This is a genomic window from Nitratireductor alexandrii (assembly GCF_004000215.1).
Lineage (GTDB): Bacteria > Pseudomonadota > Alphaproteobacteria > Rhizobiales > Rhizobiaceae > Mangrovimarina > Mangrovimarina alexandrii.
This window is the reverse complement of sequence record NZ_RBVY01000004.1, coordinates 350,748-369,487: the sequence shown is the minus strand read 5'-3', so window position 1 is coordinate 369,487 and position 18,740 is coordinate 350,748. Positions and strand designations below refer to the sequence as shown.

Here is an 18,740-nt window from a genome sequence, read left to right as displayed (position 1 = left end):
CGGTTAGTGCATGCGGCCTTTCCGAGCCGTTCTGCACGTCAGGCGCAGGCTTGGGAACCGGCCGTCCAGCGGCGCAGATCGGCGGCGGCGCGGTTGCCGAGCTTGTCGTCCATCAACGGCCCGAAAGCGTCGACCTTGGCCGGGTCGCCTTCGGCCTGGACGACCAGCAACGGACGCGCCTCGGGGTTGCGCGCCGGCACCAGCAGGATGCGCGGGCGCCCGGAAAAGGAGTTCAACTCGTCGGCCATGCGATAGGGCTTGAAGGCCGGGTCGCGGCTGGCGAACCAGCAGGCCTGCACGGCCGCGGCGATATGTTCCATCGTCCTGAGGGCGGCCGACTTGCCGGGCGTCGACAGCGAACCGGGACCCGCCGGCCCCGCCTGGCAGGCGGCAGCGGCAAGCGCCAGGCCAAGGGCGCTCAGGCGCAGCGCGGATAGCGCGGCCTGGCTTGCTCGATCCGCACGGTCCTGTCTCATGGCGTCTCAATCCCAAATTGTCGAAGAGCGGGTGCTGCGACACCCCCGAATCCGGCTGCTTGTGCCGGCGACCATGCACCAAAGCCGCCGGCCGTGAAAGCGGATGCGGCCCGGCTTGGAGCATCATCTTGACAGCGTCCCGCCTCACCGGGTTAAGAGCTTTGGTTGAAAGGGGACGTGTGGGCGATGGCTCATAGCGTGGTCTGCGTCATCGGTGCCGGGCCCTGTGGCCTGACGACGGTCAAGAATCTGGTTCAGGCCGGCGTCACCGACATCATATGCCATGAAGCGCAGCGCGAGCCGGGCGGTCTGTGGGCCTACAGCGCCGATCCGCAGCGCGCCAGCGTCTATGACGCCGCGCACACGATCTCGTCCAAGCATCTGTCGCAGTTCCGCGATTTTCCGATGCCCGAGGCCTATCCCGACTTTCCCTCTCATCGCCAGGTGCTTGCCTATATGCGCGCCTACGCCGACCGTTTCGGCCTGGACCGTCATATACGCTTCGGCTCGCGGGTGACGCGAGCGCGGCGCGGCGTGGATGGGGGCTGGGTGATCGAAGGCGAAAACGAGGCCGGCCCGTTCCGCGATACCGCCGACCATCTGATCGTGTGTTCGGGGCATCACCGCGCGGCGGCGCTGCCGCAGAACACCGAAGGGTTTAACGGACACCGCATTCATTCGGCCGCGTTTCGTACCACGGACGCCTATCGGGGCAAGCGGGTGCTGGTGGTGGGGGGCGGAAACTCTGCCTGCGACATCGCCGCCGCGCTGGGACGTGTGGCCGACCATGTCAGCCTGAGCATGCGCAGCCCGCAATACATCATTCCGAAGCTGATGTTCGGCCGGCCGGTGGACACGCAATATGCCAAGTTGCAGCGCCTGCCGGCCTTTGTGCGGCGGCTGTTCGTTTCGCTCGGCCTGCGCCTTACCGTCGGTCCCTATCGCAAATACGGTCTGGCCGAACCGCAGGCTTCGCCGGTCGGCATGCATCCCACGCTCAATAGCGACATTCTCGAGCAGTTCCGCCATGGCCGGGTGAAGCCGCGACCGGACGTGACCGGCGCGCAGGGGCAGACCGTGCGCTTTGCCGACGGCAGCGCGGCGCGGTTCGACGCCATTGTTCATGCGACCGGCTACCGGATCGACTTTCCGTTCTTCGAGGACGGGTTTTGCGACTGGGCGGACGCGCTCGAGCTGCCGCTTTATCTGAAAATCCTGCCGCAGGATGTCGACGCTCTCTATTTCGTCGGCCTGATCCAGCCGATCGGCTGCATCTGGGCGCTGGCCGACCGCCAGGCCGAACTGGTCGCCGAAAAGATCGCCGGTCGCTGGAGCCCGCCTGCCGATCTCGCCGGCCGCATCCGCGAGGAGAACGCCCGCGACCGGCGACGCTTCGTGCGCAGCCGCCGCCACGCCATCGAGGTCGACTTTCACGAATATAAGCGGGAGATCGGCAGGGCTATCGGCCGAGCGCGCCCGCGCCTCCAGGCTGGGCATCGCGTCGCGGGGTCTTGAGCCGGGAGCGCGGCGTTGCGGCCGGCTGACGCGCGACCCGCAGGACGGCGCGCAGGATCTCGGCCTGGATCTTCCGGTTGGCCGTCATGGTCCAGTGTCCCGCCGTCAGGCCGGCGATATCGGTCCGGTCGCGAATGTCGATATTGACGACGCGTGCGGCCACGCCGTCGGTGTCGAGTTCGGAACCGATGGCGTTTGCCGACAGGTAATAGTTGATGTAGCGGCGCACGTCGGGCGAGATCGGTCCGTCGCGGGTCGGGTCGACGGTGATGACGAGATCGACCTTGATGCCGTCCTGTGCCAGCAGCGCGGCGAGTTGGAGAACGGCGTTGCCGCCAAAGGAGTGGCCGACCAGGATGACCGGCAGGCCGGGGGTCTCCTTGCGGCTGCGCACGATGTCGTCGCGCATGGCCGGGCCGCTCAGGTGACTGTAGGTCTCGGCATTGATGCCGCGCGCATCGAGGCTGGCTTCCAGCGCATCGAGACCGGTGGAGAAGATGCCCATGAAACCGCGCACGAAATAGACCTGCGTGGCATCGCGCGCCTGCGCCCGTGCGCCCTGCGCACCGGCCATCAGCGCGATGGCGATCAGAACCAACCCGGCGAACAGCACCGCAAGGCGCACCATAACGCCGCCGCAGCCGGGCGCTCCGCCCATGAGGCGGTCCGTCGGGCTGGCTTGCGGGGTCATGGTCGGTATCGTTCCGGTCTCCGGTTTGCGCGCCGTCGCTTGCCGGCTTCAGGCAGCCTCGCGCCGCAGCGCGCTTTCGAACAGGGCGCGGCCGTCGGTGCCGCCATGAGCGGCCTCGATCAGGTTTTCGGGATGCGGCATCAGGCCGAGCACGTTGCCGGCCTGGTTGACGATGCCGGCGATGTCGTTCAGCGAGCCGTTGGGATTGGTGCCTTCGGCATAGCGGAACGCGACGCGGCCTTCGCCTTCCAGGCGCGCCAGCGTTTCAGCGTCGGCGAAATAATTGCCGTCGTGATGGGCGACGGGACAGCGGATGATCTGGCCGGGTTGGTAGCCGCGCGTGAAAACGGTGTCGGCGTTCGTGACCTCGAGCCTGACCTCGCGGCAAACGAAGCGGAGCGAGGCATTGCGCATCAGCGCGCCGGGAAGCAGGCCGGCCTCGAGCAGGATCTGGAACCCGTTGCACACGCCGATGACGCGCACGCCCTGTTCGGCTTTTTCGGCGACCGCACGGATGACCGGCATGCGGGCCGCGATCGCGCCGCAGCGCAGATAGTCGCCATAAGAAAACCCGCCCGGAATGACGATCAGGTCGACATCGGGAATATCGGTGTCGGTCTGCCACACGGTTGCGGGCGGCGTGCCGCCGATCTTGGTCAGGGCCGCGATCATGTCGCGGTCGCGGTTGAGGCCTGGAAGCAGGACGACGGCGGATTTCATCGTTCTTTCTCCGCGGCGCCGGGCAATAGCGCCGGGGGCGGCGCGGCTTGGCGCATATCCTTGTCGAGCCACAGCGCCGAGCCCATCACGCGATTTCCACCGCGTAGTTCTCGATCACGGTGTTGGCCAGCAGCTTTTCGCACATCGCCTTGAGATCGGCCTCGGCCTTCGCCCTGTCGGCGCTGTTCAGCTCGAGATCGAACACCTTGCCCTGGCGCACATGGCCGACATCAGCGAAACCGAGCGTGCCGAGCGCTCCTTCGATGGCCTTGCCTTGCGGGTCGAGCACACCGTTCTTGAGCGTTACGGTGACGCGGGCCTTTATCATCGTCGATCTGTCTCCGGTGCCCGCCGGCGCGGTCATGCGACCACGACGGCGGAAATGTCTGTCAGTGCTTGACCAAAGTCGGGCCGCTCGGGCGCACCGTCTCGTTTTCGTTCATGATACCGAGCCGGCGGGCGACCTCCTGATAGGCCTCGACAAGGCCGCCCATGTCGCGGCGGAACCGGTCCTTGTCGAGCTTCTCCTGGGTGCCGATGTCCCACAGCCGGCACGAATCGGGCGAAATCTCGTCGGCGACGATGACACGCATCATGTCGCCCTCCCACAGCCGGCCGCATTCCATCTTGAAGTCGACGAGCTGGATTCCGACTCCCAGAAATAGACCCGATAGGAAGTCGTTGACGCGGATCGCCAGCGCCATGATGTCGTCGATTTCCTGCGGACTGGCCCAGCCGAACGCGGTGACGTGCTCTTCCGAGACCATCGGGTCGTCGAGCGCGTCGGCCTTGTAGTAGAACTCGATGATCGAGCGCGGCAGCACCGTGCCCTCCTCGAGGCCGAGACGCTTGGCCAGCGAACCGGCGGCGATGTTGCGCACCACGATCTCGAGCGGGATGATCTCCACTTCCTTGATCAACTGCTCGCGCATGTTGAGACGCCGGATGAAATGGGTCGGGATGCCGATCCGGTTCAGATGGGTGAAGATGTGTTCGGAAATGCGATTGTTGAGAACGCCTTTGCCGTCAACAATGTCGTGTTTCTTCTTGTTGAAGGCGGTGGCGTCGTCCTTGAAGAACTGGACGAGCGTGCCCGGCTCCGGTCCTTCATAAAGGATCTTTGCCTTGCCTTCATAAATGCGGCGGCGACGATTCATGGAAATGGCTCGGGTCCTTGAATGGATAAGCGCGAACCGGTCGGGATGCAGCCAACCGGCCGCCTTGTCGGTTTATCGTCCGCGTGCTCTAGCGCAACTGCCCCTTCTACTCAATCGGCAAATGGCGCGGATCAACCGGTTTCACGGCGCACCGGTACGCGGTTTGGCGGTTGATCGGGGCGAAAGCCTTTGATTTCACGGGCCAGTCGCCCTATGGAGAACCGAGATTCAATCCCCCGACCGGAGGACCGTAAATGGCCAGCATGAAAGATCGCGAGGACGCGTTCGAAAAGAAATTCGTCCATGACGAAGAACTGAAATTCAAGGCGATGGCGCGTCGCAACAAACTGCTGGGTCTGTGGGCGGCCGAGAAACTCGGCAAGACCGGTTCCGACGCCGACGCCTATGCCGTGGAAGTCGTCAATGCCGACTTCGAGGAGGCCGGCGACGAGGACGTGTTCCGCAAGGTGCGCAAGGATTTCGACGCGGCCGGCGTCGAGCAGTCGGACCATCAGATCCGCCGCACGATGGAGGAATTGCTGGCCGTCGCCATCGAGCAGGTCAAGCAAGGCTGATTTTTTGGCGTGAAGCCGCCGCACAGGCCGTCCGCGGCGCGCGGGCGGCCCGTACGGTGCGCTGAAAAGCCGGGGGGAAAGCATGTCGACGAGCCTTGCTGAACGCCTCGCAGGGGGCGAAAAACTGTTTACGGCCTGGTCGTCGGTTCCCGACGCCCTGACCGTGGAAATCGTTGCCGGGCAGGGGTTCGATGCCGTCACGCTCGATATGCAGCATGGCGGCCATCACGAAGACAGCGTCGTGCGCTCGATCGCGCCGGTGCTGGCGGCAGGCCGGCACGCGATCGTGCGTATCCCGGTTGGACGCTTCGACATGGCCAGCCGTGCGCTCGACTTCGGCGCGGAGGCGGTCATCGCGCCGATGGTCAATTCCGTCGAGGACGCCCGTCGCTTTGCCGAGGCGATGAACTATCCGCCGGTGGGGCGGCGCTCCTGGGGCCCGACCTTCGCCATGCCGCGTCGCGGTCCGGCTGGCGCGCAGGACTGGCTGCGCTCGCAGAACCGCGCCACCACCGCCTTCGCCATGATCGAGACCCGCGAGGCGCTGGCCGCGCTCGACGACATTCTCGCCGTGCCGGGCATTGACGGCGTGTTCGTCGGTCCGTCCGATTTTTCCATCGCCTGGAGCGAAGGCGCGGCGATCGATCCCGGCCTCGATGCGATGATGGAGGCGATCGCCGACATTGCGGCGCGCGCGGCGCGGGCCGGCAAGATGGCAGGCATCTACGTGGTCGATCCGGCGCTGTGCGGGCGCTTTGCGGCGATGGGCTACGGCCTGTTCGCGCTCGGCAGCGAGCATGTCTATATGGCGCTGGGCATCGAGACGTTGCTGGGCGCGGCCCGCCAGTCGATGCGCTGACTGGACCGGCCGTTCGTAGAACCGTTTACCCATAGCCTTTTTTGGCTACTGTCATTGACTGAAAAGTCTTTTTACTTCCGCTTTGCCTCGGAAGCACCTAAATCGTCGATCACCGAAGGTGGGAAAAAACGCGGGGACTTGATCGCCTATGTGTGGAATCGTTGGAATCGTCGGCCGCGCGCCGGTCGCGCCGCTTATCGTGGATGCGCTCAAACGCCTTGAATATCGCGGATACGATTCGGCTGGCGTCGCCACGATCCAGGACGGCCACCTCGACCGACGCCGCGCCGAGGGCAAGCTGGTCAATCTCGAACAGCGCATCGCCGAAAGTCCGCTCGACGGCACGATCGGCATCGGCCATACGCGCTGGGCCACGCATGGCGTGCCCAACGAAACCAACGCCCACCCGCATTTTTCCAACGATGTCGCCATCGTCCATAACGGAATCATCGAGAATTTCGCCGAAATCCGGGCGGAATTGCAGGCCGACGGCTACAATTTTGCTTCGCAGACCGATACCGAGGTGGTCGCGCATCTGATCTCGCGTGAGATGGGCCGCGGGGCGGCGCCCGTCGACGCGGCCTTTGCCGCGTTGAAGCGCCTGGAAGGTGCCTTCGCGCTCGCCATCCTGTTTCGCGGCGACGAGGACCTGATCGTGGGTGCGCGCAGTGGTCCGCCGCTGGCGATAGGCCACGGCGACGGCGAGATGTATCTGGGCTCCGACGCGATCGCGCTCGCCCCCTTCACCAATATCGTGACCTATCTGGAAGATGGCGACTGGGTCGTGCTGCGCCGCGGCGGGATGGAAATCTACGACATGAACGGCCAGCGCATCGAGCGGGCGCAACAGCAATCGATCGGCACGCGCTTCCTGGTCGACAAGGGCAATCACCGCCATTTCATGGAAAAGGAAATCCACGAGCAGCCCGAGGTGATCTCGCACACGCTGGCGCATTATGTCGATTTTTCCGACCATACGACGCGCGCCGATCCGCTGCCGTTCGATTTCGCCACGCTCGACCGGATCGCTATCTCGGCCTGTGGCACGGCCTATCTTGCCGGTCTGATCGGCAAATATTGGTTCGAGCGCCTGGCGCGCCTGCCGGTCGACATCGATATCGCCTCGGAATTCCGCTATCGGGAAATGCCGGTGGTGAGGAACAGCGCGGCGTTTTTCGTCTCCCAGTCGGGCGAGACCGCCGACACGCTGGCCTCGCTGCGCTATTGCCGCAAGGAAGGCATTCCCATCGGCGCGATCGTCAACGTGGCCGAATCGACCATGGCGCGCGAATCCGACTGTGTCTTTCCCACGCTCGCCGGCCCGGAAATCGGTGTCGCCTCGACCAAGGCCTTCACCTGCCAGCTCTCGGTGCTCGCCTCGCTCGCCCTGCGTGCGGCCAAGGAACGCGGCACGATTTCGGCGGATGAGGAAAAAGCACTGGTGCGCGCGCTGTCGGAAACGCCACGGATCGCCAGCCAGGTGCTGAAGCTCGACCGGCAGATCGAAAAGGTCGCGCGCGAGCTCTCGCACTACAAGCACGCGCTTTATCTCGGCCGCGACACCAACTATCCGCTCGCCATGGAAGGCGCGCTGAAGCTCAAGGAAATCTCCTATATCCACGCCGAAGGCTATGCGGCGGGCGAATTGAAGCACGGGCCGATCGCACTGATCGACGAGAACATGCCGGTGATCGTGATCGCGCCTCACGACCACATCTTCGACAAGACCGTGTCCAACATGCAGGAGGTCGCCGCGCGTGGCGGCAAGATCATCCTGATCACCGATGCCGAGGGGGCGGCCAGGGCCGGCATCGAGACGCTGGAAACGATCGTCATGCCCGACGTGCCGGAAATGATCGCGCCGATCGTCTACGCGCTGCCGATCCAGATGCTGGCCTATTTCACCGCCGTCTTCATGGGCACGGACGTCGATCAGCCGCGCAATCTGGCGAAATCGGTGACGGTGGAATAATCTACGCCGACGGCGTGCGGGCAAAAGCCGCTGCGCTCTGACGGTTCGCGCGGCCGCGCGGCCGCGATTTCATAATTTGGTCGTGTTGCCCTATGTATCGTGCATCGTTTGACCAAGAGCGTTCCTGGAGCCGATGTCCGACACAACCAAGCATCGCGGCATGACCCGCCTGCGCAACTATTTCCTGACCGGGTTCGTCGTGTGCGCGCCGCTGGCGATCACCGCCTATCTGTCGTGGTCGCTGATCGGCTGGGTCGATTCCTGGGTCAAGCCCTATATTCCCGGGCGCTACAATCCCGACAGCTATCTGCCGTTCGCCGTTCCCGGCTTCGGCCTGATCGTGGCCATCATCCTGATCACGCTGATCGGCTTCCTGACCGCGAATTTCATCGGCCGCACCATCGTGTCCTACGGCGAGTACCTTCTTGGGCGCATGCCGCTCGTGCGCTCGATCTATCGCGGCCTGAAGCAGATCTTCGAGACGGTGCTGTCGCATCAGTCGGACGTGTTCAAGAAGGTCGGCCTGATCGAATATCCGCGCCGCGGTGCCTGGGCGATCGTCTTCATCTCCAGCGAGCGCGAATCGGAGGTCAACCATCTGCTCGAGCCGCATGCCGGGCGCACCATCGCCGTGTTCCTGCCGTCGACGCCCAATCCGACGACCGGGTTTTTGATGTATGTCCCAAAGACCGAGCTGATCGAATTGTCGATGTCGGTCGAAGAGGCGGCGAAGCTGGTGATCTCGGCCGGGCTGGTCACGCCCGAATACCAGAAGATGACCCAGCAATTGGCCGATGACGCGCTCGCCGGCGAGCCGAAACGTCCGGCGGCCGAGTAGCGGCCTAACCGGCCCGCAGCAGCCGGATCGCGTCGTCGCGGCCGAACAGGTAAAGCAGCAGCCTGAGCGCCTCGCCGCGCGTCGATGTCAGCTGCGGGTCGCGTTCCAGAACCAGCCGCGCGTCGTTGCGCGCGGTTTCCAGGAGATCGGCATGCGCTTCCACGCGAGCGACCTGGAAACCGGGCGTGCCGGACTGGCGCGTGCCCAAAAGCTCGCCTTCGCCGCGCAGTTTCAGATCCTCCTCCGCGATCAGGAAGCCGTCCTCGCTGTCGCGCATGACCGACAGCCGCCGGCCGGCCGTTTCGCCGAGCGGGCCCTTGTAGAGCAGCACGCAGGTCGACGGCTTGTCGCCGCGCCCGACCCGGCCGCGCAACTGGTGAAGCTGGGCCAGCCCGAAACGCTCGGCGTGCTCGATCACCATGATGGTGGCGTCGGGGACGTCGACCCCGACCTCGATCACGGTGGTGGCGACCAGCAGGCGCGTCTCGCCGGCCTTGAAGGCGCGCATCGCCTCGTCTTTCTCGGCTCCTTTCATGCGGCCGTGGACGAGACCGAGCGCGGCGCCGAAGCGCGGCTGCAAGGTGGCGAAGCGCTCTTGCGCGGACATTAAGTCAACGTCCTCGGATTCCTCGACCAGCGGACAGATCCAGTAGATTTTCTGGCCTTCGGCGAGTGCGTTATCCAGCCGGCCAAGCAGATCCTGCAGTCGTTCGCTCGGCAGCGTGACGGTGGTGATCGGCCGGCGCCCGGCCGGCTTTTCGGTCAGTCTCGACACGTCCATGTCGCCGAAGGCGGTCAACACCAGCGTGCGCGGGATCGGGGTTGCCGTCATCACCAGCATGTCGGGCGCCGCGCCCTTGGCCGTCAGCGCCAGCCGTTGATGCACGCCGAAGCGGTGCTGCTCGTCGATCACCGCCAGCACCAGTTCGCGGTAGCTGACCTCCTCCTGGAACAGCGCGTGGGTGCCGACCACCAGATCGACCGTACCGTCCGCGATCGCGTCGAGCACTCTCTGGCGTTCGCGGCCTTTGTCGCGTCCGGTCAGGATGGCGGCGCGCAGGCCGGCCTTTTCCGCGATCGGTGCGATGGTGGCGAAATGCTGCCGCGCCAGGATTTCAGTCGGCGCCATCAGCACCGACTGCCCGCCCGTCTCGGCCGCGCGTGCCATGGCAAGCAGCGCTACCACCGTTTTGCCGGCGCCGACATCGCCCTGCAGGAGCCTGAGCATGCGTTCGGGACGGGCAAGGTCGGCGGCGATCTCGGCGAACGCCTCGTCCTGCGAGCGCGTCAGGGCATAGGGCAGGGCGGCCAGCACCGCCGAGACCAGCCGGCCGTCGCCGGCGAGCGGGCGACCGGACAGGCGGCGGATTTTTGCCCGCACCAGCGCAAGCGAAAGCTGGTTGGCGAGAAATTCGTCATAGGCAAGTCGCCGCCGGGACGGATTGTCGAGCGCCACGTCGACCGGGTCGGCGGGGTGGTGCAGGCGCCGCAGCGCGGCGGCGAAGGCGGGAAAGCTCTGCCGGCGCATCAATTCCTGGTCGAGCCATTCCGGCAGATCGGGACATTTGTCCAGCGCCTGCTCGACAACGCGGCGCAGCAAGCGCGGCGACAGGCCGGCTGTCAGCGGATAGACCGGCTCGACCAGCGGCAGGCTGGCGGCCTCGGAGGCGGCCACGATATGGTCGGGATGGACCATTGACGGGCGGCCGTTGAACCATTCCATGCGGCCGCTGACGACGACCTGTTCGCCGACCGGCAGCATCTGTTCGAGCCAGTTCTGGCGTGCGTGGAAGAAGGTCAGCGCGATTTCGCCGGTCTCGTCGCTGGCAAAGACCCGGTAGGGCACGTTTTTGCGGCCGCGCGGGGCAGGCTGGTGGCGGTCGACGCGAAGGTCGAGGGTGACGATCGCTCCCTCGGGTGCGGCCGCGATGCCTGGCCGGTTGCGGCGGTCGATCAGCGTGTGCGGCAAAACGAAAATCAGGTCGCCGACCCGCAGCTCGCGCCCGACGAGGTCGGCCGGCACGATCTTTTCCAAAAGGCCGGCGATTTTGGCCCCGACCCCGTCGAGCGTGGTGGCGGAGGCAAACAGGGGATCGAGCAGGGACGGTCGCATGCGGCAACAATATGGGGGCGCCGGCCGTGCGCAAGGCTGACACCGGCATTGTTCCACGATATATGCGCCCGCGAAGGGAATTGCAGGCGATGAGCGGATCGAAGAGAAGCACCGGACCACTCCACATCCGCCGGCGCAAGGCACGGTTTCGCGCCTGGCACCGCGGCATGCGCGAGATGGACCTTTTGCTGGGGACCTATGCCGATGCGCGGCTGGACGCGCTGCCGGCGGCGGATCTCGATCTGTTCGAGGATCTGCTCGAAGTGCCCGATGCGGAGCTGTTCAAATGGCTCACCGGCGAGGTGCCGGTTCCTTCCGCCCACGATACCGACTTGTTTCGCAGGATCCAGGCGTTTTGCCGGGTCATGCCGTTTGGATAACACGGACACCATGACGTTGCTTCCCACATTCGGCCTGAAGCCGGACTATGCCGGCAAGGTGACCGTCGCCGGCGTCGCCGACGGTTTCGAGGCCTTCGTGCTTTCGCGCATCGTCTCGGAAGCGGCGTCCGACCGGCCGCTTCTGTTCATCGCCCGCGACGGCCAGCGCCTGCCCGCGATCCGCGACGCGCTCGCCTTCGCCGCGCCCGACCTGCCGGTGCTGGAGCTGCCGGCCTGGGACTGCCTGCCCTATGACCGGGTGTCGCCGGGCGCGGACGCGGCCGCGCGCCGTCTCGATGCGCTCGCGGCGATGATCGCGCTGAAGAAGGCGCCGCACCGGGCGGTGATCCTGGCCACCGTCAATGCGGTCCTGCAACGCATTCCGCCGGCCGAGATGCTGGAGGCGCAGCTTTTTTCGGCCAGGCCCGGCAATCAGGTCGACATGCAGGCGCTGATCGAACGGCTGCAGACCAGCGGCTTCGAGCGCGTCGGCACGGTGCGCGACGTGGCCGAATACGCGGTGCGCGGCGGCATCGTCGATCTCTACGCCCCCGGCGCGCCCGAGCCGCTCAGGCTCGATTTCTTCGGCGACACGCTGGAATCGGTTCGCGCTTTCGATCCCGCCACGCAACGCACAACCAGCCAGCGGGCCGAGATGGTCTTGCAGCCGGCGAGCGAGGTTACGCTGACGCCGGAGGCGATCAGCCGCTTTCGCCGCACCTATATCGAGGCTTTCGGCGCGCCTTCGCGCGACGACGCGCTTTATGCCGCGATCAGCGAAGGCAGGCGTTTCGCCGGCATGGAGCACTGGCTGGCCTATTTCTACGACCGGCTGGAAACGGTGTTCGATTACGTGCCCGCGGGGCCGGTGGTGTTCGACGCGCTCGCCCATGACGCGCTTGCCGAGCGCCGCGGCGTGATCGACGACCACTACGAGGCCCGTCGCAGCCAGTCCGCCGGCGGCGGGCTCGCCGATTCGACCCCTTACAAACCCGCGCCGCCGGATTTGCTCTATCTGACGGCCGAGGAGGTTGCGGCGGCGGGGGCCGAACGCCTGGTCTGCGACCTGACCCCGTTCGACACGCCCGAATCGGCCGGCCGCCGGATCGTCAACGCCCATTCCAAGGCCGGGCGGAGTTTTGCCGCCGAACGCGCCGATCCCTCGGCCAATGTGTTCGATCACGCGGTTCGCCATATAGCCGGTCTCAGGAGCGCCGGCCGGCGCGTGCTGGTCGCCGGCTGGACGGAAGGCTCGCTCGACCGGCTCGGTCAGATCCTGGCCGAGCACGGGCTCGGCGGTCTGACCCGGGTCAAGAACCTTGCCGAGGCCGACCGGCTGGCGGTCGGCGAGGCGGGAGCGGCGGTGCTGCCGATCGAGACCGGGTTCGAGGCCGAGGGGTTTGCGCTGGTCTGCGAACAGGACATTCTCGGCGATCGGCTGGTGCGTCGCTCGAAACGCAAGCGCAATGCCGATTTCATCACCGAATTGTCGGCGATCTCGTCGGGCGACATCGTCGTGCACGCCGATCACGGTATCGGCCGTTTTGTCGGTTTGAAGACGATCGAAGCGGCGGGGGCGCCGCACGACTGCCTGGAAATCCACTATGCCGGCGACGGCCGGCTGTTTCTGCCGGTCGAGAATATCGATCTCCTGTCGCGCTACGGCTCGGACGCGGCCGACACGCCGCTCGACCGTCTGGGCGGCGGCAACTGGCAGGCGCGCAAGGCCAAGCTGAAGAAGAAATTGCTGGAGATGGCCGGCCAGTTGATCCGGATCGCTGCCGAGCGCGAGATGCGCGGCGCGCCGGCGGTCCGCCCGCCCGACGGGCTTTACGGCGAGTTCGCCGCCCGTTTCCCCTACGAGGAGACCGAGGACCAGCAAAACGCCATCGACGCGGTGATGGACGACCTCGCCGCCGGACGGCCGATGGACCGGCTGGTGTGCGGCGATGTCGGTTTCGGCAAGACCGAGGTCGCGCTGCGCGCCGCGTTCCTGGCGGCCATGGAAGGGTTCCAGGTCGCCGTGGTGGTGCCGACCACGCTTTTGGCGCGACAGCACTTCAAGACGTTTTCGGAACGATTCAGCGGTCTGCCGATCCGGCTGCGCCAGGCCTCGCGCCTGGTCGGCGCCAAGGAGCTTGCCGAGACCAAGAAGGGGTTGGCAGACGGCACGGTCGATATCGTGGTGGGCACCCATGCGCTGCTCGGCGCGTCGGTGCATTTCAAGCATCTCGGCCTGTTGATCATCGACGAGGAACAGCATTTCGGCGTCAAGCACAAGGAGCGGCTCAAGGACCTGAAATCCGACGTGCATGTGCTGACCCTGTCGGCAACCCCGATCCCGCGCACGCTGCAGCTCGCGCTGACGGGGGTGCGCGAACTGTCGCTGATCGCCACGCCGCCGGTCGACCGGATGGCGGTGCGCACCTTCATCTCGCCCTTCGATCCGCTTGTGGTGCGCGAGACGCTGCTGCGCGAGCGCTATCGCGGCGGGCAGAGTTTTTATGTCGTGCCGCGGATCAGCGATCTCGCCGAAATCGCTGATTTCCTGCGCGAATCGGTGCCGGAACTGAAGGTGGCGACCGCGCATGGCCAATTGCCTCCCGGCCAGCTCGACGACATCATGAACGCGTTTTACGACGGCAAGTACGACGTGCTGTTGTCGACCACGATCGTGGAATCGGGCCTCGATATTCCGACCGCCAACACGCTGATCGTGCACCGGGCCGACATGTTCGGACTGGCCCAGCTCTACCAGCTGCGCGGCCGGGTCGGCCGCTCCAAGGTACGCGCCTACGCGCTGCTGACCCTGCCGGCCAACCGCACGCTGACGGCCAATGCCGACCGGCGGCTGAAAGTGCTGCAGTCGCTCGACACGCTGGGCGCGGGGTTCCAGCTCGCCAGCCACGATCTCGACATTCGCGGCGCCGGCAATCTTTTGGGCGAGGAGCAGTCGGGCCACATCAAGGAGGTCGGCTTCGAGCTCTATCAGCAGATGCTGGAGGAGGCGGTGGCCGAACTGCGCGGCGCTGGCGAGACGGTCGACACCGGCTGGTCGCCGCAGATCACGGTCGGCACCGCGGTGATGATCCCCGAAGACTACGTGCCCGATCTGCAGCTTCGTCTGGCGCTCTACCGGCGGCTGGCCGAACTGGAAACGACCGAGGAGATCGACGCGTTCGGGGCCGAGCTGATCGACCGGTTCGGGCCGCTGCCGGTCGAGGTGCAGCATTTGTTGAAGATCGTCTACATCAAGGCGCTGTGCCGGCGTGCCAACGTGGCCAAGCTCGATGCCGGGCCGAAGGGCGTGGTCGTGCAGTTCCGCGACAACGAATTCGCCGATCCGGCCGGGCTGGTGCGGTTCATCGCCGAGCAGGGATCGCTGGCCAAAATCCGCTCCGACCATTCCGTGGTTTTGTCGCGCGACTGGCCGACGGCCGAAAAGCGGCTGGCGGGTGCGGCCGTGGTGATGACGCAGTTGTCGCGGCTGGCCGACAAGGCGGCCGCCTGAGCGCCGAACCGGACGCGGGTGTGCTTATGACGCGGCTTCCAGCTCGCCGCGCGCCTTCATCGCCGCCACCTGGCGGATCGCGTCGGCCAGCGTGGCCGGATCCTGCGCGCCCATGACGGCGTATTTGTTCTCAATCAGGAAGCAGGGCACGCCGCGAATCCCCATGTTCTGGGCGGTGTCGATCTCGCTGCGCACCGCGTCGCGGTCGGCGTCGGTGGCAAGCAGGGTCTCGGCAAGCGCGGCGTCCATGCCGGCCTCGGTTGCCGCCTCGATCAGAACGGTGCGCTCGCCGATATCCTTGCCGTCCTCGAAATAGGCTTTGAACAGCAGGCCGACCAGCCGGGTCTGGGCCTCGGCGCCGACCGTCTGGGCCCAACGGATCAGTCTGTGGGCGTCGAGCGTGTTGGGAGAGACGGCGATCGCGCCGAGGTCGAAAGCGATGCCTTCGTCGGCGCCGGCGGCCTTGACCGCGTCATGGGCCTCGGCCAGCTTTTCGCGGCTGCCGAACTTGGCCAGCATATAGGCCTTGCGGTCGTGGCCTTCGGCGGGAATGGTCGGGTCGAGCTGATAGGGACGCCAGCGCAGTTCGACCTCAATGTCGCCGACCGCTTGCAAAGCCCGCTCGAGCCGTTTCTTTCCGATATAGCACCAGGGGCACACGACGTCGGAGACGACGTCGACCTGGACCGTTTGGGGTTCGCTCATGACGGTCTCCTGTTTGCCCTTATTTTGGGGCGCTCCACCAGCTTTGCAACTGGTAGCCATAGAGCGGTGCGGTGTCGGGATGGCGGATCCGTTTCCAACGCGCCACCCATTTGTCGTTCCGATGGTAGAGCGGCACGACGTAAAACCCGCTCAAAAGCACCCGGTCATAGGCGCGGACGGCGTCGATGAAGGCGTCGCGCTCGCGCGCGTTGAGCAGGGCGTCGATCATGGCGTCGATGGCGGGATCGGCGGCGCCGGCGAAATTCCATGACCCCTGCGCGTCGCGCGAGGCCGAGCCCCAGCGGCCGATCTGCTCGACGCCGGGCGACAGCGAGGAGGGGTAGCGGTGCAGGATGACGTCATAGTCATGGGTCAAGAGCCGCTGCTGGTATTGCGCGGCGTCGACGGAGCGCAGCTCCGCTTTGATGCCCAGCCGGGCGAGCGTGCGCTGCCAGGCAAGCGCCAGTTCCTGGCCGCCCTTGGCCTTGAGCATGATCTCGAAGGTGACCGGCGCCCCGTCGGGGGTCACCAGCGTGCCGTCGCGCATTGCGTAGCCGGCCGCCTTGAGCGCGTCGAAGCCGCGGCGCAGGAAGGCGCGGTCGCGCCCGCTTCCGTCCGATACCGGCGGCGCCCAGTTGCCCGCCATGATCTCGGGGCGAACGGCGTCGGGGAAGGGGGCGAGCAGCGCCTTTTCGGCATCGGTAGCGGGGGTGCCGCTGGACGACAGTTCGGAACCGTCGAAATAGCTTTTGGTGCGTTTGTAGGCGCCGGAAAACAGATTGCGGTTGGCCCATTCGAAATCGAACAGTCCGGCCAGCGCCGCCCTCAGCTTTTGATCGGCGAAGACATCGCGGCGCGTGTTCATGACGAACCCGTACATGCCCGACGGCAGGCCGCTGTCGAAACTGTCCTTGACGATGTCGCCTTCCGTCACGGCGGGAAAGTCGTACTCGCCGGTCCAGCGGTTGGAGTTGTTTTCGACGTGGACGTCGATCAGCCCCTTCTTGAAGGCCTCGAACAGCGCGTTGTCGTCGCGGAAATAATTGATGCGGATCTGGTCGTAATTGTCGAAGCCGCGCTTGGAGGGAATGTCCCTGGCCCAGTAGTCGGGGTTGCGGTCGAGCACCAGCAATTCGCCCGGTCTGACCGTTCCCATCGTGTAGGGGCCTGAGCCGATCATCGGTTTCAGCGTCGATTTGTCGAAAGTGTCAGCGTCGGTGGCGTGTTCGGGCAGGACCGGCATCAGGCCGATGATCAGCGGCAGCTCGCGGTCGCCTTCGCCGAAGACGAAACGCACCGTGCGCTCGTCGCGCTTCTCCATTGTCGCGATCTTGTCGACGGTGCGCTTATAGCGCGGAAAACCCTTGTCGCGCAGCAGCTTGAAGGTGAAGATGACGTCGTCGGCCGTTACCGGCTCGCCGTCTGAAAACCGCGCCCGCGCGTCGAGCCTGAATTCCACGAAGGTGCGCTCGGCGTCGGTCTCGACCGATTCGGCGATCAGCGGGTAAAGCGTGAACGGTTCGTCGTAGGAGCGCTGCATCAGGCTTTCGAAGACGTTGTAGCCGAATTCCAGGTCGAGCGTGCCGCGTGCCGCCGAGCCCTGGATGATGAATGGGTTGAGGCTGTCGAACGAGCCCTGCACCGCATAGTTGACCGTGCCGCCCTTGGGCGCGTCCGGATCGACGTAGGAAAAATGCTGGAAATCGGCCGGCAGGGCGGGATCGCCGTGCATGGCGATGGCATGGCGCGGTTCTGCGACGGCGGGCAGAACGGCGGCGGCGAGGCCGGCGGCGAGGCCGATCGACAGATGGAAAAGACGTTTCATGGCGTTCCGGCGTGATGACAAGGGATCGATTCGCGTCGACCCTAGCATGTCCGCCTTCCATGTCCGTATCGCGGCAAATCACCACGAAAAGGGTGCGAATGACTGGATTCGCGGACGGCGGCGGTGTAACACGGCGCAGAAATGCGCAATGGCCGTCCGGGGCGCAAAGCCATCCTGTCGCCGCATTTGGCGAACAGGTAGCGCGGGACGAGCCGGAACCGGAACACTCGAAAGGATCACGACAGAATGAAGATGAACCGCACCAGCGCGAGACGCACGGCAGTGCTGGCGGTCGCGGCGGCGGGTTTCCTCGCTGCCAACGCCATCCCGGCCTTCGCCCAGCAGGCGCAGCAGCAGCCGCAGATTCCGCGCGGCTGGTTCAAGGCCTGCTCCAAGCAGGAAGACGTCGATATCTGCAATGTGCAGAACATCGTTCTGGCCGATTCCGGCCAGCTCATCACCGGTGTCAGCCTGATCGAGATCAAGGGCAAGGTGAACCGCAACGTATTTCAGGTGACGGTGCCGACCGGCCGCCTGATGGCGCCGGGCGTGGGCCTTCAGGTCGACGGCGGCAAGGCGCAGAAGGTCAACTACGCGGTCTGCTTGCCGGATCGCTGCGTGGCCGAGGTGCCGCTGACCGACTCGATCGTCGCTTCCTTCAAGAAAGGCGGCGAACTCACGCTGACTTCGGTGAATTTCCAGAACAAGCCGAACCCGATCAAGGTATCGCTGCAGGGCTTCACCGACGCTTTCGACGGGCCGCCGCTGCAGCAGTCCGATATCGAAGAGCGGCAGAAGAAGCTGCAGGACTTCGTGTCCAAGAACAACGAGGATTTCGCCAAGAAGCTCAAGGAAGAGCAGGAAAAGGCGAAGGCCAGCGAATAGGCCGGCTTAGCGAACAGGCCGCTTTGACGGCGGCGACGGAAAAAGCGGGGCCTGACCCCGCTTTTTTCATGCCCGCCTTTTTCATGCTTGTTCGGGAGTGTTTTGTTGGATGCCGGCCGATCTGCGGCCGTCCGGCTCAGTGCAGCGCGGCCGCTTTCGGCTCGTAGCGCCCGTCCGGAGTCTTGTCGAACAGTTCACCGATCTGGGGATGGCGTACAGGCTCGCCCGACGTGTCGGGCACCAGGTTTTGCTCCGATACGTAGGCGATGTATTCGGTTTCTTCGTTTTCGGCCAGCAGATGGTAGAAGGGCTGGTCTTTCGACGGCCGGATATCCTCCGGGATCGCCTGGTACCACTCCTCGGTGTTGTCGAATTCGGGATCGACGTCGAAGATCACGCCCCGGAACGGAAAAATCCGGTGGCTGACCACCTGGCCGATCTGAAATTTCGCTTTTTTTACGTCAGTCATCAAAAATACCGCCCTGGCCCCTATTTGGCGCAGCAACGGCGTCAGTTCA

General features: G+C 65.4%; 17 protein-coding genes. 8 read left to right on the top strand and 9 right to left on the bottom strand.

From position 1 onward, the window contains the following. Window positions 1-38: 38 nt before the first annotated feature. A complete protein-coding gene (locus EP380_RS11325; protein ID WP_127598689.1) occupies window positions 39-476 on the bottom strand; it encodes a hypothetical protein in 438 nt (145 codons plus the stop codon). A 186-nt stretch (window positions 477-662) separates the two neighbouring features. Here EP380_RS11325 and EP380_RS11320 point away from each other — a divergent pair, with 186 nt between their 5' ends. Further along, entirely contained in the window at window positions 663-1,991 is a 1,329-nt protein-coding gene (locus tag EP380_RS11320) for a flavin-containing monooxygenase (RefSeq protein ID WP_127598687.1), read from the top strand. On the opposite strand, the gene EP380_RS11315 is transcribed toward EP380_RS11320, so the two are convergent. The 4 genes from EP380_RS11315 to purC all read right to left on the bottom strand — a co-directional run bounded on the left by EP380_RS11315 (window position 1,936) and on the right by purC (window position 4,559). After that, window positions 1,936-2,682, bottom strand: a complete 747-nt coding sequence (locus EP380_RS11315; protein ID WP_127598685.1) for a hypothetical protein — start codon at window positions 2,680-2,682, stop codon at window positions 1,936-1,938. The two genes, EP380_RS11320 and EP380_RS11315, sit on opposite strands and share 56 nt — an antisense overlap. 48 nt (window positions 2,683-2,730) lie before the next feature. Then, window positions 2,731-3,402 carry a phosphoribosylformylglycinamidine synthase subunit PurQ gene (gene purQ, locus EP380_RS11310; RefSeq protein WP_127598683.1) on the bottom strand — a complete coding sequence of 224 codons (672 nt, stop codon included), beginning with the start codon at window positions 3,400-3,402 and terminating at the stop codon, window positions 2,731-2,733. Between the two features lie 85 nt (window positions 3,403-3,487). Continuing rightward, window positions 3,488-3,730 (bottom strand): phosphoribosylformylglycinamidine synthase subunit PurS, encoded by a 243-nt coding sequence (purS, locus tag EP380_RS11305; RefSeq protein ID WP_127598681.1) that lies wholly within the window; start codon window positions 3,728-3,730, stop codon window positions 3,488-3,490. A gap of 61 nt (window positions 3,731-3,791) precedes the next feature. After that, window positions 3,792-4,559, bottom strand: coding sequence for a phosphoribosylaminoimidazolesuccinocarboxamide synthase (gene purC, locus EP380_RS11300; protein ID WP_106569299.1), 768 nt, complete (start codon window positions 4,557-4,559; stop codon window positions 3,792-3,794). A gap of 254 nt (window positions 4,560-4,813) precedes the next feature. Between purC and EP380_RS11295 the strand changes: the two genes are divergently transcribed. The 4 genes from EP380_RS11295 to EP380_RS11280 all read left to right on the top strand — a co-directional run bounded on the left by EP380_RS11295 (window position 4,814) and on the right by EP380_RS11280 (window position 8,803). Further along, window positions 4,814-5,134 (top strand): DUF1476 domain-containing protein, encoded by a 321-nt coding sequence (locus EP380_RS11295; RefSeq protein ID WP_127598679.1) that lies wholly within the window; start codon window positions 4,814-4,816, stop codon window positions 5,132-5,134. A gap of 82 nt (window positions 5,135-5,216) precedes the next feature. Beyond that, window positions 5,217-5,993 (top strand): HpcH/HpaI aldolase family protein, encoded by a 777-nt coding sequence (locus EP380_RS11290; RefSeq protein WP_106569301.1) that lies wholly within the window; start codon window positions 5,217-5,219, stop codon window positions 5,991-5,993. 148 nt (window positions 5,994-6,141) lie between these two features. After that, on the top strand, window positions 6,142-7,965 hold the full coding sequence (gene glmS / locus EP380_RS11285) for a glutamine--fructose-6-phosphate transaminase (isomerizing) (RefSeq protein ID WP_127598677.1): 1,824 nt from the start codon (window positions 6,142-6,144) through the stop codon (window positions 7,963-7,965). 133 nt (window positions 7,966-8,098) lie between these two features. Further along, complete coding sequence (locus EP380_RS11280; protein ID WP_164749832.1) at window positions 8,099-8,803, top strand: DUF502 domain-containing protein; 705 nt, start codon at window positions 8,099-8,101, stop codon at window positions 8,801-8,803. A gap of 4 nt (window positions 8,804-8,807) precedes the next feature. On the opposite strand, the gene recG is transcribed toward EP380_RS11280, so the two are convergent. Continuing rightward, a complete protein-coding gene (gene recG / locus EP380_RS11275) occupies window positions 8,808-10,916 on the bottom strand; it encodes an ATP-dependent DNA helicase RecG (protein ID WP_127598675.1) in 2,109 nt (702 codons plus the stop codon). Window positions 10,917-11,005: 89 nt separating this feature from the next. Here recG and EP380_RS11270 point away from each other — a divergent pair, with 89 nt between their 5' ends. Both EP380_RS11270 and mfd read left to right on the top strand, forming a co-directional pair. Further along, complete coding sequence (locus EP380_RS11270) at window positions 11,006-11,296, top strand: FAD assembly factor SdhE (RefSeq protein WP_106569927.1); 291 nt, start codon at window positions 11,006-11,008, stop codon at window positions 11,294-11,296. A gap of 10 nt (window positions 11,297-11,306) precedes the next feature. After that, window positions 11,307-14,807, top strand: a complete 3,501-nt coding sequence (gene mfd / locus EP380_RS11265) for a transcription-repair coupling factor (RefSeq protein ID WP_106569304.1) — start codon at window positions 11,307-11,309, stop codon at window positions 14,805-14,807. A gap of 24 nt (window positions 14,808-14,831) precedes the next feature. On the opposite strand, the gene EP380_RS11260 is transcribed toward mfd, so the two are convergent. Next, window positions 14,832-15,512: a DsbA family oxidoreductase gene (locus tag EP380_RS11260; protein ID WP_127598673.1), complete on the bottom strand. Its 681-nt coding sequence runs from the start codon at window positions 15,510-15,512 to the stop codon at window positions 14,832-14,834. Window positions 15,513-15,531: 19 nt separating this feature from the next. Next, window positions 15,532-17,337: an extracellular solute-binding protein gene (locus EP380_RS11255; protein ID WP_127598671.1), complete on the bottom strand. Its 1,806-nt coding sequence runs from the start codon at window positions 17,335-17,337 to the stop codon at window positions 15,532-15,534. Between the two features lie 246 nt (window positions 17,338-17,583). Here EP380_RS11255 and EP380_RS11250 point away from each other — a divergent pair, with 246 nt between their 5' ends. Further along, on the top strand, window positions 17,584-18,222 hold the full coding sequence (locus tag EP380_RS11250) for an invasion associated locus B family protein (RefSeq protein ID WP_106569307.1): 639 nt from the start codon (window positions 17,584-17,586) through the stop codon (window positions 18,220-18,222). A 136-nt stretch (window positions 18,223-18,358) separates the two neighbouring features. On the opposite strand, the gene hspQ is transcribed toward EP380_RS11250, so the two are convergent. Next, the gene (gene hspQ / locus EP380_RS11245; protein ID WP_106569308.1) at window positions 18,359-18,691 is read right to left on the bottom strand and encodes a heat shock protein HspQ; all 333 of its coding nucleotides are present in this window, start codon (window positions 18,689-18,691) and stop codon (window positions 18,359-18,361) included. Between the last annotated feature and the right edge of the window lie 49 nt (window positions 18,692-18,740).